The sequence below is a fragment of the Brevundimonas sp. genome, from assembly GCF_051858995.1.
In the GTDB taxonomy this organism is placed as follows: domain Bacteria; phylum Pseudomonadota; class Alphaproteobacteria; order Caulobacterales; family Caulobacteraceae; genus Brevundimonas.
In genome coordinates this window covers 197,043-209,849 of sequence record NZ_JBHYGN010000009.1, presented here as the reverse complement: position 1 = coordinate 209,849, position 12,807 = coordinate 197,043, and the positions used below count along the sequence as shown (strand labels likewise).

The window sequence follows — 12,807 nt, the reverse complement described above, 5'->3', positions numbered from 1 at the left end:
TCTGGGTCTCATTGAAGCGCCGACCTATATTCCGGCATCAGCCCAAGGGAGCCCCGCCCATGACCATCCGCGTCGCCATCAACGGTTTCGGCCGCATCGGCCGCCTCGTCCTGCGTTCGATCGTCGAGCACGGTCGTCGTGACATCGAGGTCGTGGCGATCAACGATCTGGGCCCGGTGGCCACCAACGCCCACCTGCTGAAGTACGACTCGGTCCACGGCCGTTTCCCCGGCACGGTCGAGCACGGCGATGACTGGATCGACGTCGGCCTCGGCAAGATCAAGGTGACCGCCGAACGCGATCCCGCGAACCTGCCGCACAAGGAACTGAACGTCGACATCGCGTTCGAGTGCACCGGCATCTTCACCGCCCGTGACAAGGCCGAGGCCCACCTGAAGGCCGGCGCCAAGCGCGTGCTGATCTCGGCTCCCGGTGAGAACGCCGACAAGACCATCGTCTACAAGGTCAACCACGAGACCCTGACCGCCGACGACATCATCGTCTCGAACGGTTCGTGCACCACCAACGCCCTGGCCCCGGTGGCCAAGGTGCTGAACGACCTGTTCGGCATCGAGCGCGGCTACATGACCACCATCCACGCCTACACGGGCGACCAGCCGACGCTGGATACGATGCACAAGGACCTGTACCGCGCCCGCGCCGCCGGCCTGTCGATGATCCCGACCTCGACCGGCGCCGCCAAGGCCCTGGGCCTGGTCCTGCCGGAACTGAAGGGCAAGCTGGACGGCTCCTCGATCCGCGTCCCGACTCCGAACGTCTCGGTCGTCGACCTGAAGGTCGTGGCCGGTCGCGACGTGACCGTGGACGAGATCAACGCCGCCCTTCAGGCCGCCGCTGACGGCCCGATGAAGGGCGTGCTGTTCACCACCAATGATCCGGTGGTCTCGCACGACATGAACCACATCGCGGCCTCCTCGACCGCCGCCCTGCCGCAGACGCAAGTTGTCGACGGCAAGCTGGCCCGCGTGCTGAGCTGGTACGACAACGAGTGGGGCTTCGCGACCCGCATGAGCGACACCGCCCTGCAGATGGCGAAGTTCCTCTAAGACCCCGCTTCTCCTCCCCGTCGCGGCGCGATGGGGAGGGGGACCGCGAAGCGGTGGAGGGGCTCTTTCCGCCGTACTGAATACCTGGGGCTCAAGGCCCCTCCGTCACGACGCAAAGTCGCGTCGCGCCACCTCCCCATCGCTGCGCGACAGGGAGGAGACAGGGAAACGACCATGACCTTCCGCACCCTCGACGACGCCACCGATCTCGCCGGGAAAACCGCGCTGGTTCGCGTGGACTTCAATGTGCCGATGGAGGCCGGAAAGGTCACCGAGGACACCCGCCTGCGGGTCGCCCTGCCGACGATCAACAAGTTGCGGGACGCGGGCGCCAAGGTGGCGCTGCTGGCCCACTTCGACCGCCCCAAGGGTCAGCGGGTCTCGACCATGAGCCTGAAGCCGGTGGTGGAGCCGCTGGAAGCCCTGCTGGGCGCGCCGGTGCGGTTCGCCGATGACTGCGTGGGCGATGTGGCCAAGGCCGCGCTGGAGGACTTGGACGCCGGCGGCGTGATCCTGCTGGAGAACGTCCGCTTCCACGCGGGTGAGGAGAACAATGACCCGGCCTTCGCCGCGCAGTTGGCGGAACTGGGCGACGTCTACGTCAACGACGCCTTCTCGGCGGCGCACCGCGCCCACGCCTCCACCGAGGGCTTGGCCCGCCTGCTGCCCGCCTATGCGGGCGAGTCGATGCGCCGCGAGCTGGACGCGCTGAACGCCGCGCTGGGCAATCCGCAGAAGCCCGTCATCGGCATCGTCGGCGGCTCGAAGGTCTCGACCAAGCTGGACCTGCTGAAGAACCTCGTCGGCAAGCTGGATCGCCTCGCCATCGGCGGCGGCATGGCCAACACCTTCCTGTTCGCCGAAGGACACGATGTCGGCGCTTCGCTGTGCGAGAAGGACCTGGCCGACACCGCGCGCGAGATCATGGCGGAGGCCCAGGCCAAGGGCTGCGAACTGCTGCTGCCGGTCGATGTAGTGACGGCCAAGGGCCTGACGCCGGGCGTCGAGCCGGACGTGCGCGGGCTCGACGCCATTCAGGCAGATGACCGCATTCTGGACGCCGGTCCGGAAACCGTCGCCCGCCTGATCGCGGCGATGGACGCGTCGAAGACCCTGATCTGGAACGGGCCGCTGGGCGTGTTCGAGGTGCCGCCGTTCGACCGCGCCACCGTGGCGGCGGCGAAGCACGCGGCGGAGCTGGCCAAGGCCGGGACGCTGGTTGCCGTGGCCGGCGGCGGCGACACCGTCGCGGCCCTGCACCACGCCAAGGTGGCCGACGACATGACCTTCGTCTCCACGGCGGGCGGCGCCTTCCTGGAATGGATGGAGGGCAAGCCCCTGCCCGGCGTCGAGGCATTGCAGGTCAAGTAAGGAGCGAGCGCCATGGCCGGGACCATCACCATCGAGGATCGCGGCCATGTTCGCCTGATCGGGCTGAACCGGCCCGAGAAGCGCAACGCCTTCACCTTCGACATGCTGGCCGAGCTGGCGCGGGCCTACACCGATCTGGCCGATGCGCCGGACATCCGGTGCGGCGTCCTGCACGCCCACGGCTCGATGTTCACCGCCGGGCTGGATCTGGCCGACGTCGCGCCGCGCATCGCCGCGGGCGACAGCATCACCGCCGGCGCCCGGATCGACCCGTGGGGCCTGTACGCCGAGCGTTGTCCCAAGCCGATGGTGGTCGCCGTCCACGGAAAATGCCTGACGCTGGGCATCGAACTGGCGCTGGCGTCCGAGATCGTGGTGGCCGACGGGACCGCGACCTTCGCCCAGATCGAGGTCGCGCGCGGCATCTTCCCCTTCGGCGGGGCGACCATTCGCATGGCGCAGGCCGGTGGCTATCAGAACGCCATGCGCTGGCTGCTGACGGGCGACGAGTTCAACGCCGAGCAGGCCCGCCGGCTGGGTCTGGTGCAGGAGATCGTCGCGCCGGGTCTGGCGCTGGAGCGGGCGGTGGAGATCGCCCAACGGATCGCGGCGCAGGCCCCGCTCGGCGTCGCGGCGACGCTGAAATCCGCCCGCCTCGCCCAGCAGGACCCGGAGGCCGCCGCCGCCCCGATCTACGATGACGTCCGCGCCCTGATGGGCAGCGAGGACGCCAAGGCCGCCGTGGTGGCCTTCGTGAACCGCCAGACGCCGGTCTTCACCGGCCGCTGAAGCCTTCACTGTAACAAGACGTGATGACTTCGTCCGCGTTCGGCGCTATGCCGCACGCAACTTACCAACTCAGGGGAAATGCGATGGATCTGGCGGCTCTGAATCAGGTGGCCGAAGCCATGGTCGCGCCCGGCAAGGGCATTCTGGCGGCTGACGAATCCACCGGCACGATCAAGAAGCGCTTCGACGCGATCGGTGTCGAGAACACCGAAGAGAACCGCCGCGACTATCGCGAGCTGATGTTCCGCGCCGAGCAGACGATGCGCGAGCACATCTCGGGCGTGATCCTGTTCGAGGAAACCCTGTACCAGGACGCCAAGGACGGCACCCCGCTGGTCGAGCTGATCTCGGCCGCCGGTTCGATCCCGGGCATCAAGGTGGACAAGGGCGCCTCGAAGATGGCCGGCTTCCCCGGCGAGACCGCGACCAAGGGTCTGGACGGCCTGTCCAAGCGCCTGCGCGCCCACTACGAGCGCGGCGCCCGCTTCGCCAAGTGGCGCGGCGTCATCGACATCGCCGACGGCATCCCGAGCTGGGGCGCGATCAAGACCAACGCCCACGCCCTGGCCCGTTACGCCCGCATCTGCCAGCAGGAGCAGATCGTGCCGATCGTCGAGCCGGAAGTGCTGATGGACGGCTCGCACGACATCGCCCGCTGCGACGAGGTCACCCGTCAGGTCCTGCAGGCCGTGTTCAACGAACTGTCGGAACAGCGCGTGGCGCTGGAAGGCATCATCCTGAAGCCGAACATGGTCATCTCGGGCAAGGGCAGCGTCCGTCAGGCGACGGTCGATGAAGTCGCCGAGCGCACCATCGCCGCCCTGAAGGCCACCGTGCCGTCGGCCGTGCCGGGCATCGCCTATCTGTCGGGCGGCCAGACGGACGAGCAGGCCACCGCCCACCTCGACGCCATGAACCGCATCGGCGGCTTCCCGTGGAAGATGACCTTCTCGTACGGCCGCGCCCTGCAGGCCGCGCCGCAGCGCGCCTGGTCCGGCAAGGCCGAGAACGTGGCCAAGGCCCAGGCGGCCTTCCATCACCGCGCCCGCATGAACGGCCTCGCCTCGCTGGGCCAGTGGGACGCCAAGCTGGAAAAGAAGGCGGCCTGATCCGATGTGGCGGGCGGGCGTGGCGGTGTTGATCCTCGCCGCCGCCCCCGCCGCAGCCGCGGCCGCCACGCCTGAGATCTTCATTGCTCCGACGGGCGCCCTGACACACGGGGCGCCCGTTTTGCTGCGGATCGGCTCCGGGGACTTTCCGACGCAGGATCACGGCGTCCGTCCGGGACAGGTGGCGCAGGTCCGGGCTCGCGCCGCCGGGACGCGGCTGGCCGCAACGCTTCCGGCGAACCCCGCCTCGCCGACGGTGACGCTGGAATGGCCAGAGACCATTCGCCCGCATCAGAACGGGGTGGTCGCCGCCGTCGATCTCGGGCCGGCGCTGATCGAGATCGAGGCCAACCAGATCGACGCCTGGCTGAACGAGATCGGCGCGGCTCCGGATGTCGCCGCCACGGTCCGGGCCGTTGTCGCCCGCGAGGGGCGGCTAAGCGTGACCGAGACCCGACATCTCAAGCTGATGAGTTGCGTCGCCGCCTGCGACGGGTTGGCGCCCGAGCGACCGTCCAGCTCAAGGCTGGAGTTCGTGGCCTCGGACGAGGCCTGGCGATTGCTGGAGGATGGCCAGCCGCGCATCGCCCATGCGGTCTTCGTCACCACGGCGGCGCAAGGCCGTCGCCGCCTGACGACCGACCGTCACGGCCGGGTTCTGCTGCCCGCCGATACGACGGGACCGGTCCTGCTGAGCGCCGTCGTCCTGATCCCGCCGACCACGCCGGACGGCCGCTTCAACAGTGAAAGGGCCGTCCTGACGATCGACGCCTCGGTCCGATAGGCCTACCAGGCGCCGTAGCGACGCTCGAAGCGGTAGCGCACGTCCCGGCTGTTGCTCTCGGCGTCGTCGAGCTCGTCCTGCGCCCGCCGCCAGTTGCGCTGGGTATCCTCGCGCTCGCGGCGGATTTCCTGGATGCGTCCGCGGATCTGGTCGCGCTGTTCGTCGGTCAGTCCCTGAGCGCGCAATTCGCCCTGCTTGGCCTCGATCTTGTCGTCCAGTTCCCCGAGCCGGTGGCGCAGGCTGTCGACGCTGCTGCGCGCGCTGGAGACCGCCTCTTCGGCTGCATGGACCAGTTGGCCGTCGCGATAGGCAGGCAGGAAGTCCGCTTCGAGGTCGGCGGGGCAGACGCCGTTGTAGGCCGAGCCCTCGCGGCCCTGAATGAAGCCGTTCGGAAGGGTGCAGTAGCGCAGCACGCCCTGGGCCCAGCCCGCGCGATAGGTGGAATCGTCCGGGGTTATGCCGTGCTTGGCGCAGGCCTCAGCATGTTCGCCGAGACGGCTCTGGGCGTAGCCCGCAGCGCCGTCCGCGAACCCGCGACCGCCCCAGTCGCCGGCCAGGCACTCTTCCTCGCTCATGGTCGCGCAGCTGCCCAGCAGGGTGCTGGCGGCGATCAGACCGATACAGAACAGAGCGGTGCGCATTGAATCCTCCGCCGAAGATGGGACGAGACTAACTTACGGTTAAGCTCTTTCCAACCGCCCCGGTTTGACGGCGGGCTCGCCGAACATGCTAGACGGACCGGACCGCGTGAGGCGGTGGAGCGCATGGTGGCCGACGAACAATCGCTGGAAGACGACGACACGACGGTGCTGGAGGCCCGCATCGAGACCGGCGGGGTGCGTCTGGACAAGGCCCTGGCCGACGCCTTCCCAACCTTGTCGCGCGCCCGGCTGCAGGCCCTGCTGGCCGAGGGCGCCGTCAGCCTGGACGGCGAGGCGATCGGCAGCGGTTCGTCCAAGGCCCGCCCCGGCCTCTACACTGTCACCCTGCCCCCAGTGGCGCCTGCGACGCCCCAGCCCGAGGCGATCCCGCTGACGGTCCTCTACGAGGACGCGGACCTGATCGTGATCGACAAACCCGCGGGCATGGCCGCCCATCCGGCGCCGGGCACCGAGAGCGGCACGCTGGTGAACGCCCTGCTGGCTCATTGCGGCGATAGCCTGTCCGGCATCGGCGGCGTGGCCCGCCCCGGCATCGTCCACCGGCTGGACAAGGACACCTCCGGCGTCATGATCGCGGCCAAGTCGGACCGGGCGCATGCCGGCCTGTCGGCCCTTTTCGCCACCCACGACATTGAGCGCACCTACATCGCCCTGACGCGGGGTGCGCCGAACCCGACGAAGGGCCGGATCGAGACCCAGATCGGACGCTCGTCCTCGGACCGGAAGAAGATGGCGGTGTTGAAGTCGGGCGGTCGCAACGCCATTACCGACTATGAGGTCCAGCGCACCTTCGGCGAGCCCGCGCGCGCTGGCGGAGCCCCGCTGGCCGGACGCGTCGCCTGCACCCTGCATACCGGTCGGACGCACCAGATCCGGGTGCATCTGGCCTCGAAGGGCGCGCCCATCCTCGGTGATCCGGTCTATGGCTCAGGCAGCCCCGCCGCCGCCGTCCGCGCCGCCGTCGCCGAAGCCGGCCTGACCCGCCAGGCGCTGCACGCCGCCGTGCTGGGCTTCGTGCATCCGGTGACCGGCGAGGCCCTGCGCTTCGAAACCCTCCCTCCCCCCGACATGCAGACGCTGGAAGCCCTGCTGTCAGACCTCTGAAAGGACCGCCCGTGCTCGATTCCGAGATCCGCGATAACGCCGAGGCCAAGCGCTACGAACTGCCCGTCGACGGTGAGATCGCCGTGGTCACCTACAATCTGTCGCCGCCCAATCTGATGATCACCGAGACCCTGGTGCCGGAGAAGCTGGAAGGCCGCGGCATCGCCAGCCGTCTGGCCAAGCATGTGATCGAGGACGCGCGGGCGCGGGGCCTGCTGATCCTGCCGGTCTGCCCCTTCTTCGCCGGCTATTTCCAGAAGCACCCGGAACACGCCGACGTCGTTCACCCGACGTACCGCCAGATTCTGGGCCTTCAATAGTGGGTATTGATTAAAAACTAACCATCCGCTATAAGCTCCCTCGACTGGCGTAGTGGCGCCCGGGCAACGGTCACGCTTTCGTGTGACAATCCGCCTCTGACAAAGACGGAAACCCGTCCCCATCTATCCAGTTGAGGGGTGAGGCGTCGGTGCACATTCGGTGGCCGATACCGTTGGACCCGCTCGGGAATACGGTCGGAGGGACCAAAGATTATGGCTTCCAATACTACGCTCGCGGTGATGTCGCCCGAACAGGGGCTGTCGCGCTATCTCACGGAAATCCGCAAGTTTCCGATGCTGGCCAAGGACGAAGAGTTCATGCTGGCCAAGCGCTGGACCGAGCACCAGGACCCCGAGGCCGCCCACCGTCTCGTGACCTCGCACCTTCGTCTCGTGGCCAAGATCGCCATGGGGTATCGCGGCTACGGCCTGCCGATCGGCGAAGTGATCTCCGAGGGCAACGTCGGCCTGATGCAGGCGGTCAAGAAATTCGATCCGGACAAGGGCTTCCGCCTGGCGACCTACGCAATGTGGTGGATCCGCGCGTCCATCCAGGAATACATCCTGCGCAGCTGGTCACTCGTGAAGATGGGCACCACCGCCGCGCAGAAGAAGCTGTTCTTCAACCTGCGCAAGGCCAAGAGCCAGATCTCGGCCTTCGAGGAAGGCGACTTGCACCCGGAACACGTCGAGGCCATCGCCACCAAGCTGGGCGTGACCAATGAGGACGTCATCAGCATGAACCGCCGCCTCGGCGGCGACGCCTCGCTGAACGCCCCGCTGCGCGCGGACGGCGAAAGCGAGTGGCAGGACTGGCTGGCGGACGACACCGCCGTCTCGCAAGAGACCCAGTTGGCGGAAGACGAAGAGAAGTCGATCCGCATGAGCCTGCTGCAGGAGGCCATGGAAGAGCTGACCGATCGCGAGAAGCACATCCTGACCGAGCGCCGCCTGAAGGACGATCCGGTGACGCTGGAAGAACTGGCCGGCGAGTACGGCGTCAGCCGCGAGCGGGTGCGCCAGATTGAGGTGCGCGCTTTCGAAAAGTTGCAGAAGGCCATGCGCGCCGCCGCCGAAGAGCGGAACCTGGTCGACGCCTGATCACGCTCAATCAGAGAGCGCCAAGCAAGAATGATGAAGGCGGGCTGGTTCAGCCCGCCTTTTTCATGGGCTGGGCCTGATGCATGGCCAGCAGGGCGCCGATGGGGGCCGACAGGGTTTCCTTGGTGCCCGGTCCCGAGGCCAGACTCACCTCCAGCGCGCCGACGGCGACCACAAGGCGGGTGTCGGCGACCTTCATGGCCACGCCCTTGAGCACGCCCGCCTGCTCGCGGATGGCGCGGACGGCCTGCATGGGGTCATGATCGAACTGGTCCAGCGCCGAAGCGAGGATGCGCATGGCCTGATCCTTGGCCGCGTCCGCGGCGGCGGCGGCGCTGCCCGCCCGGTCGCCCCTGCGCTTGGCCGGGCCAGTGTATTCCCCCGAGTTGAACCGACGCCGGTCGGGGCCGACGTAGCCGACGGCCTCGATCCAGTCGCGCGGCTTCAGGGCGACGTTCTCGACCCGCTTGAGCAGGTCGCCGCTGGTGAAGGGTTTGCGCAGGAACTCGTGCACCCCGGCGTCGCGGGCGCCCAGAATTGTGGTGGCGGTCGCCTCGGCGGTCACCATGATGATCGGGGCGCGGCGGCAGTCCATGTCCGAGCGGCGGATACGGCGCGACAGGCTTTCGCCGTCGAGCCCGGGGCCTGTGCGTTCAGTGAAGACGATGCCGGGCTCCAGCGCCGCGGCAGCCTTCAGTGCCCGATCCTCCTGGGCCTCGACGATGATGTCGCGCGCGCCCAGCGCCTTGACGATATCGGTCAGCAGCCGCGCGGCGTGCGGATTGGGGTCCACGATCAGGACCCGTTTCGTCACCGGTTCGATGCGGGCCAGGATACGACGATCAATTGCGAACACGCGCGGACCTCCTCAGGTCCGCCGACCATGACCGCACAGAGTTAAATTGCCTTGAACGCTAAGGACTTGCCCTTGGAGCCTGATCGTCTGAGGGGGAATCGCTGCGCGATTCCGAAGAGGCCGTGGATCAGGCTCCGGAATTGTCGCTTTAGCCGAGGAAGGGATCCCGCATCAGGATGGTGTCGTCGCGTTCCGGGCTGGTCGACAGCAGGGCCACCGGCGCACCGATCAGCTCCTCGATGCGACGCACGTATTTGATCGCATTGGCGTTGATGTCCTTGAAGCTGCGGACGCCGGCGGTGCTTTCGCTCCAGCCTTCCAGCTCCTCGAACACCGGCTCGGCGGCGGCTTGTTCCTTCAGGCTCGAGGGCAGGTAGTCCAGCACCTCGCCGTTGACCCGGTAGCCGACGCAGATCTTCAGCGTCTCCAGGCCGTCCAGCACGTCCAGCTTGGTCAGGGCGATGCCGTCGATGCCGTTGATCGCCACCGACTGGCGCACCAGCACGGCGTCGAACCAGCCGCAGCGGCGGGCGCGACCGGTATTGACGCCAACCTCGCGACCCACGGTCGCCAGATGCTCGCCCACGGCGTCGCTGAGTTCGCAGGCGAACGGCCCTTCGCCGACGCGGGTGGTGTAGGCCTTTACGATGCCCAGCACATAGCCGACCCCGCGCGGACCGATGCCCGAACCGGCCGCGGCCTGACCGGCCACGGTGTTGGAGCTGGTCACATAGGGATAGGTGCCGTGATCGACGTCAAGGAAGGCGCCCTGCGCCCCTTCGAACAGGACGCGCTTGCCCGACTTCTGCGCCTGATCCAGCACGCGCCAGGCAGGCTTCACATAGGGCAGGATCTTCGGCGCGATTTCGAGCAACTGGTTCAGCAGCGCCGCCGGATCGATGGGCTCCAGTCCCAGGCCCGCGCGCAGCGGATCGTGGTGCGAGCGCAGGCGGTCGATCTTGACTTTCAGGTCCTCGGCATTGGCCAGATCACAGACACGGATGGCGCGACGGCCGACCTTGTCCTCATAGGCCGGGCCGATGCCGCGGCCCGTGGTGCCGATCTTGGCGCCTGGCGCGCTGGCGGCGGCCTCGCGCGCCACGTCCAAGGCCGGGTGGATCGGCAGGATCAGGCAGGCATTGTCGGCGATGGTCAGGATGTCGGCGGTAATGGCCACGCCCTGGGCCTGGATCTTCTCGATCTCGCCGACCAGATGCCAGGGATCGACGACCACCCCGTTGCCGATGATCGAAGGCTTGCCCTGCACCACGCCCGAGGGCAGCAGCGCCAGCTTGTAGACTTTGCCGTCCACGACCAGCGTGTGGCCCGCGTTGTGGCCGCCCTGGAACCGCACGACCATGTCGGCCCGGTTCGATAGCCAGTCGACAATCTTGCCCTTGCCCTCGTCGCCCCACTGGGCGCCGACCACCGCGACGTTCGCCAAAGCACTTCTCCGCTGATCCGATTTCCGGAATGCGGGCGCAGCCTATAGCCGGGGAATCGCCGGGTGTCCTGCTCAGTCGGCGGAATATTCCGCCATGGCCATCGCGAAAGCCCAGTCCAGCCACGGCGTCAGGGCCTCGATGTCGGCCACATCGACCGTGCAGCCGCACCAGATGCGCAGGCCGGCGGGCGCATTGCGGTGTCCCTCGATGTCGAAGGCCGCGCCCTCGACCTCGACCAGCATCTTCATGTGGTTGACAAGATCACGCCGCGCCTCGTCGTCCAGCGCGGTCACGCGGGGATCGACGATCTTCAGGCAGACCGAGGTGGTCGAGCGAATTCCCGGCTCTTCCGCCAGATACTCGACCCAGGAGGTGCGCGAGACCCAGCGGTCCAGCGCCGCAGCATTGGCGTCCGTGCGGGCGATCAGGGCGTCAAGGCCGCCGACCGACAGCCCCCACTCGACCCCGTCGATCCAGTCCTCCAGCGTCCAGACCGAGAAGGTGTTCAGCATGGAGCCGGTGGCCAGCAGACGATCAAAGCCCTTGTCATCGCGCAGACGCAGCACCTTGGGCACGGGACGGGGCGGTTCATAGCGATCGAGCCGCTCGACCGCGCGCGGCGACAGGGCAGCCACGCCCAGCCCCGCTTCGCCGCCCAGCGCCTTCTGGAAGCTGAAGGTCACCACATCCAGCTTGGCCCAGGGCAGCGGCATGGCGAAGGCGGCGGAGGTGGCGTCGCAGATGACGATCCCCTCACGATCCGACGCGATCCAGTCCGCCCCCGGCGCCTTCACGCCCGAGGTCGTGCCGTTCCAAGGGAAGACCAGATCCTTCTTCGGATCGACCGCCGAGATATCCGGGAACTGGCCCCATGGCGCGGACAGCACCTCAGGCTCCAGCTTCAGATGGGTCCTGGCGTCGGTCGCCCAGACCTTGCCGAAATTTTCGAAGGCCAGAACCTGCACCGAGCGCTCGCCCAGCATCGACCACATCGCGGCCTCGACCGCTCCGGTGTCCGACCCGGGCACATAGACCAGCACCCAGTCCTCCGGGACCTGCAGCAGGTCCCGAGTCAGCTTCAGTCCATGAGCAAAGCGGGCGACGACTTCCGGCGCCCGGATGCCGCGGCCCAGCAGCTCATGCGGCAGGTTCTGCGACGACCACCCCGGACGCTTCGCGGTCGGGCCGGAGGAGAACCACGGACGTTTGGGCTTGGCGTTGGGCTTGCTGCTCATGCTCAACCTAGTCCCGGAATGGCCGGATCGGCCCTTCGTCGCGCGCCTTCTGGGCCAGTTTGGTCAGGGCGGCGTCACCCTCGGGCAGGACGATCATCAGCTTGGCCAGCAGATCGCCGCGCTTGCCGTTGGCGTAGGCCCCCCGCCCCTTCAGCCGCAGCACCTTGCCGGAACTGGACCCGGCGGGGATGGTCATGCTGACGGTGCCCTCGGGGGTCCGCACCGGCACCTTGCCGCCCAGCACCGCATCGTACAGCGGCACCGGCTGCTCCATGGTCAGATCGGCGCCGTCCCGGGTGAAGATCGGATGCGGGGCCAGTTTCAGCTCGATCAGCGCATCGCCGTTCTCACCGCCACGGCCCGGCATGCCCTGGCCCTTCAGACGGATGGTCTGGCCATCGCCCGCGCCCTTGGGGATGGCGACATCCAGCGTGCGACCATCCGAGAACTGGATGCGTCGCGTCGCGCCGGAGATGGAGTCTTCGAGGCTGATCTCCAGCGTCGCCCGGACGTCCTGCCCCTTGCCGGGGAAGCCGCCGCGCGCGCCACCGCCACCAGGCCGCCCACCGCCGAACATGCCGCCGAAGATTTCATCGAGGTCGATATTTTCAAAGCCGCCGCGCGCGCCGCCTTGGCCGAAGGGGTTTCCGCCGGGGCCACGACCGCCGGCTCCGCCGCCGCCGAAGCCGCGGAACTGCTCGCGACCATCGGCGTCGATCTCGCCCCGGTCGAACTTCTCGCGCTTGTCCTTGTCGCCCAGGATGTCGAAGGCCGCCGTGATACGCTTGAAGCGCTCGTCGGCTTCCTTGTTGCCAGGGTTCTTGTCGGGATGGAGTTCCTTGGCGAGCTTGCGGAACGCCTTCTTGATCTCGTCCTGGCTCGCGCCCCGGGCCACGCCCAGTTCCTTGTAGGGATCGCCCGCCACGTTCGAGTTCGCTCCTGCGTCAAATGCCGAGCGTTTCAG

General features: G+C 68.0%; 13 protein-coding genes. 8 read left to right on the top strand and 5 right to left on the bottom strand.

What is annotated here, in order from left to right; all coding sequences use genetic code 11:
- Positions 1 to 59: 59 nt before the first annotated feature.
- The 5 genes from gap (at position 60) to ACTIEF_RS10630 (ending at position 5,120) form a co-directional block, all read left to right on the top strand.
- The gene (gene gap / locus ACTIEF_RS10650) at positions 60 to 1,067 is read left to right on the top strand and encodes a type I glyceraldehyde-3-phosphate dehydrogenase (protein ID WP_439472115.1); all 1,008 of its coding nucleotides are present in this window, start codon (positions 60 to 62) and stop codon (positions 1,065 to 1,067) included.
- Positions 1,068 to 1,241: 174 nt separating this feature from the next.
- Positions 1,242 to 2,438 (top strand): phosphoglycerate kinase, encoded by a 1,197-nt coding sequence (locus ACTIEF_RS10645; RefSeq protein WP_439472114.1) that lies wholly within the window; start codon positions 1,242 to 1,244, stop codon positions 2,436 to 2,438.
- A 12-nt stretch (positions 2,439 to 2,450) separates the two neighbouring features.
- Positions 2,451 to 3,227 carry a crotonase/enoyl-CoA hydratase family protein gene (locus ACTIEF_RS10640; protein WP_439472113.1) on the top strand — a complete coding sequence of 259 codons (777 nt, stop codon included), beginning with the start codon at positions 2,451 to 2,453 and terminating at the stop codon, positions 3,225 to 3,227.
- 83 nt (positions 3,228 to 3,310) lie between these two features.
- Positions 3,311 to 4,336 carry a class I fructose-bisphosphate aldolase gene (locus tag ACTIEF_RS10635; RefSeq protein ID WP_439472112.1) on the top strand — a complete coding sequence of 342 codons (1,026 nt, stop codon included), beginning with the start codon at positions 3,311 to 3,313 and terminating at the stop codon, positions 4,334 to 4,336.
- Between the two features lie 19 nt (positions 4,337 to 4,355).
- Complete coding sequence (locus ACTIEF_RS10630) at positions 4,356 to 5,120, top strand: hypothetical protein (protein WP_439472111.1); 765 nt, start codon at positions 4,356 to 4,358, stop codon at positions 5,118 to 5,120.
- A gap of 2 nt (positions 5,121 to 5,122) precedes the next feature.
- On the opposite strand, the gene ACTIEF_RS10625 is transcribed toward ACTIEF_RS10630, so the two are convergent.
- Complete coding sequence (locus ACTIEF_RS10625; protein ID WP_439472110.1) at positions 5,123 to 5,761, bottom strand: DUF2799 domain-containing protein; 639 nt, start codon at positions 5,759 to 5,761, stop codon at positions 5,123 to 5,125.
- A gap of 123 nt (positions 5,762 to 5,884) precedes the next feature.
- On the opposite strand from ACTIEF_RS10625, the gene ACTIEF_RS10620 reads away from it, so the two are divergent.
- The 3 genes from ACTIEF_RS10620 (at position 5,885) to rpoH (ending at position 8,307) form a co-directional block, all read left to right on the top strand.
- Positions 5,885 to 6,886 (top strand): RluA family pseudouridine synthase, encoded by a 1,002-nt coding sequence (locus tag ACTIEF_RS10620; protein ID WP_439472109.1) that lies wholly within the window; start codon positions 5,885 to 5,887, stop codon positions 6,884 to 6,886.
- A gap of 11 nt (positions 6,887 to 6,897) precedes the next feature.
- Positions 6,898 to 7,206 carry a GNAT family N-acetyltransferase gene (locus ACTIEF_RS10615; RefSeq protein WP_439472108.1) on the top strand — a complete coding sequence of 103 codons (309 nt, stop codon included), beginning with the start codon at positions 6,898 to 6,900 and terminating at the stop codon, positions 7,204 to 7,206.
- 213 nt (positions 7,207 to 7,419) lie between these two features.
- A complete protein-coding gene (gene rpoH, locus ACTIEF_RS10610; protein ID WP_439472107.1) occupies positions 7,420 to 8,307 on the top strand; it encodes an RNA polymerase sigma factor RpoH in 888 nt (295 codons plus the stop codon).
- 49 nt (positions 8,308 to 8,356) lie between these two features.
- On the opposite strand, the gene ACTIEF_RS10605 is transcribed toward rpoH, so the two are convergent.
- From ACTIEF_RS10605 to ACTIEF_RS10590, 4 genes are all read right to left on the bottom strand, one after another.
- Positions 8,357 to 9,163, bottom strand: coding sequence for a response regulator (locus ACTIEF_RS10605; RefSeq protein ID WP_439472106.1), 807 nt, complete (start codon positions 9,161 to 9,163; stop codon positions 8,357 to 8,359).
- A 148-nt stretch (positions 9,164 to 9,311) separates the two neighbouring features.
- A complete protein-coding gene (locus ACTIEF_RS10600) occupies positions 9,312 to 10,607 on the bottom strand; it encodes an adenylosuccinate synthase (RefSeq protein ID WP_439472105.1) in 1,296 nt (431 codons plus the stop codon).
- 72 nt (positions 10,608 to 10,679) lie between these two features.
- The gene (locus tag ACTIEF_RS10595) at positions 10,680 to 11,843 is read right to left on the bottom strand and encodes a phosphoserine transaminase (protein WP_439472104.1); all 1,164 of its coding nucleotides are present in this window, start codon (positions 11,841 to 11,843) and stop codon (positions 10,680 to 10,682) included.
- Positions 11,844 to 11,850: 7 nt separating this feature from the next.
- Positions 11,851 to 12,768 (bottom strand): DnaJ C-terminal domain-containing protein, encoded by a 918-nt coding sequence (locus tag ACTIEF_RS10590; protein WP_439472103.1) that lies wholly within the window; start codon positions 12,766 to 12,768, stop codon positions 11,851 to 11,853.
- Positions 12,769 to 12,807: the final 39 nt, after the last annotated feature.

What these genes read in the sequence shown, in the direction of transcription:
- gap (WP_439472115.1), top strand. Translation starts at nt 60, where the DNA reads ATGACCATCCGCGTCGCCATCAACGGTTTCGGCCGCATCGGCCGCCTC.
- ACTIEF_RS10645 (WP_439472114.1), top strand. Translation starts at nt 1,242, where the DNA reads ATGACCTTCCGCACCCTCGACGACGCCACCGATCTCGCCGGGAAAACC.
- ACTIEF_RS10640 (WP_439472113.1), top strand. Translation starts at nt 2,451, where the DNA reads ATGGCCGGGACCATCACCATCGAGGATCGCGGCCATGTTCGCCTGATC.
- ACTIEF_RS10635 (WP_439472112.1), top strand. Translation starts at nt 3,311, where the DNA reads ATGGATCTGGCGGCTCTGAATCAGGTGGCCGAAGCCATGGTCGCGCCC.
- ACTIEF_RS10625 (WP_439472110.1), bottom strand. Translation starts at nt 5,761, where the DNA reads ATGCGCACCGCTCTGTTCTGTATCGGTCTGATCGCCGCCAGCACCCTG.
- ACTIEF_RS10620 (WP_439472109.1), top strand. Translation starts at nt 5,885, where the DNA reads ATGGTGGCCGACGAACAATCGCTGGAAGACGACGACACGACGGTGCTG.
- rpoH (WP_439472107.1), top strand. Translation starts at nt 7,420, where the DNA reads ATGGCTTCCAATACTACGCTCGCGGTGATGTCGCCCGAACAGGGGCTG.
- ACTIEF_RS10595 (WP_439472104.1), bottom strand. Translation starts at nt 11,843, where the DNA reads ATGAGCAGCAAGCCCAACGCCAAGCCCAAACGTCCGTGGTTCTCCTCC.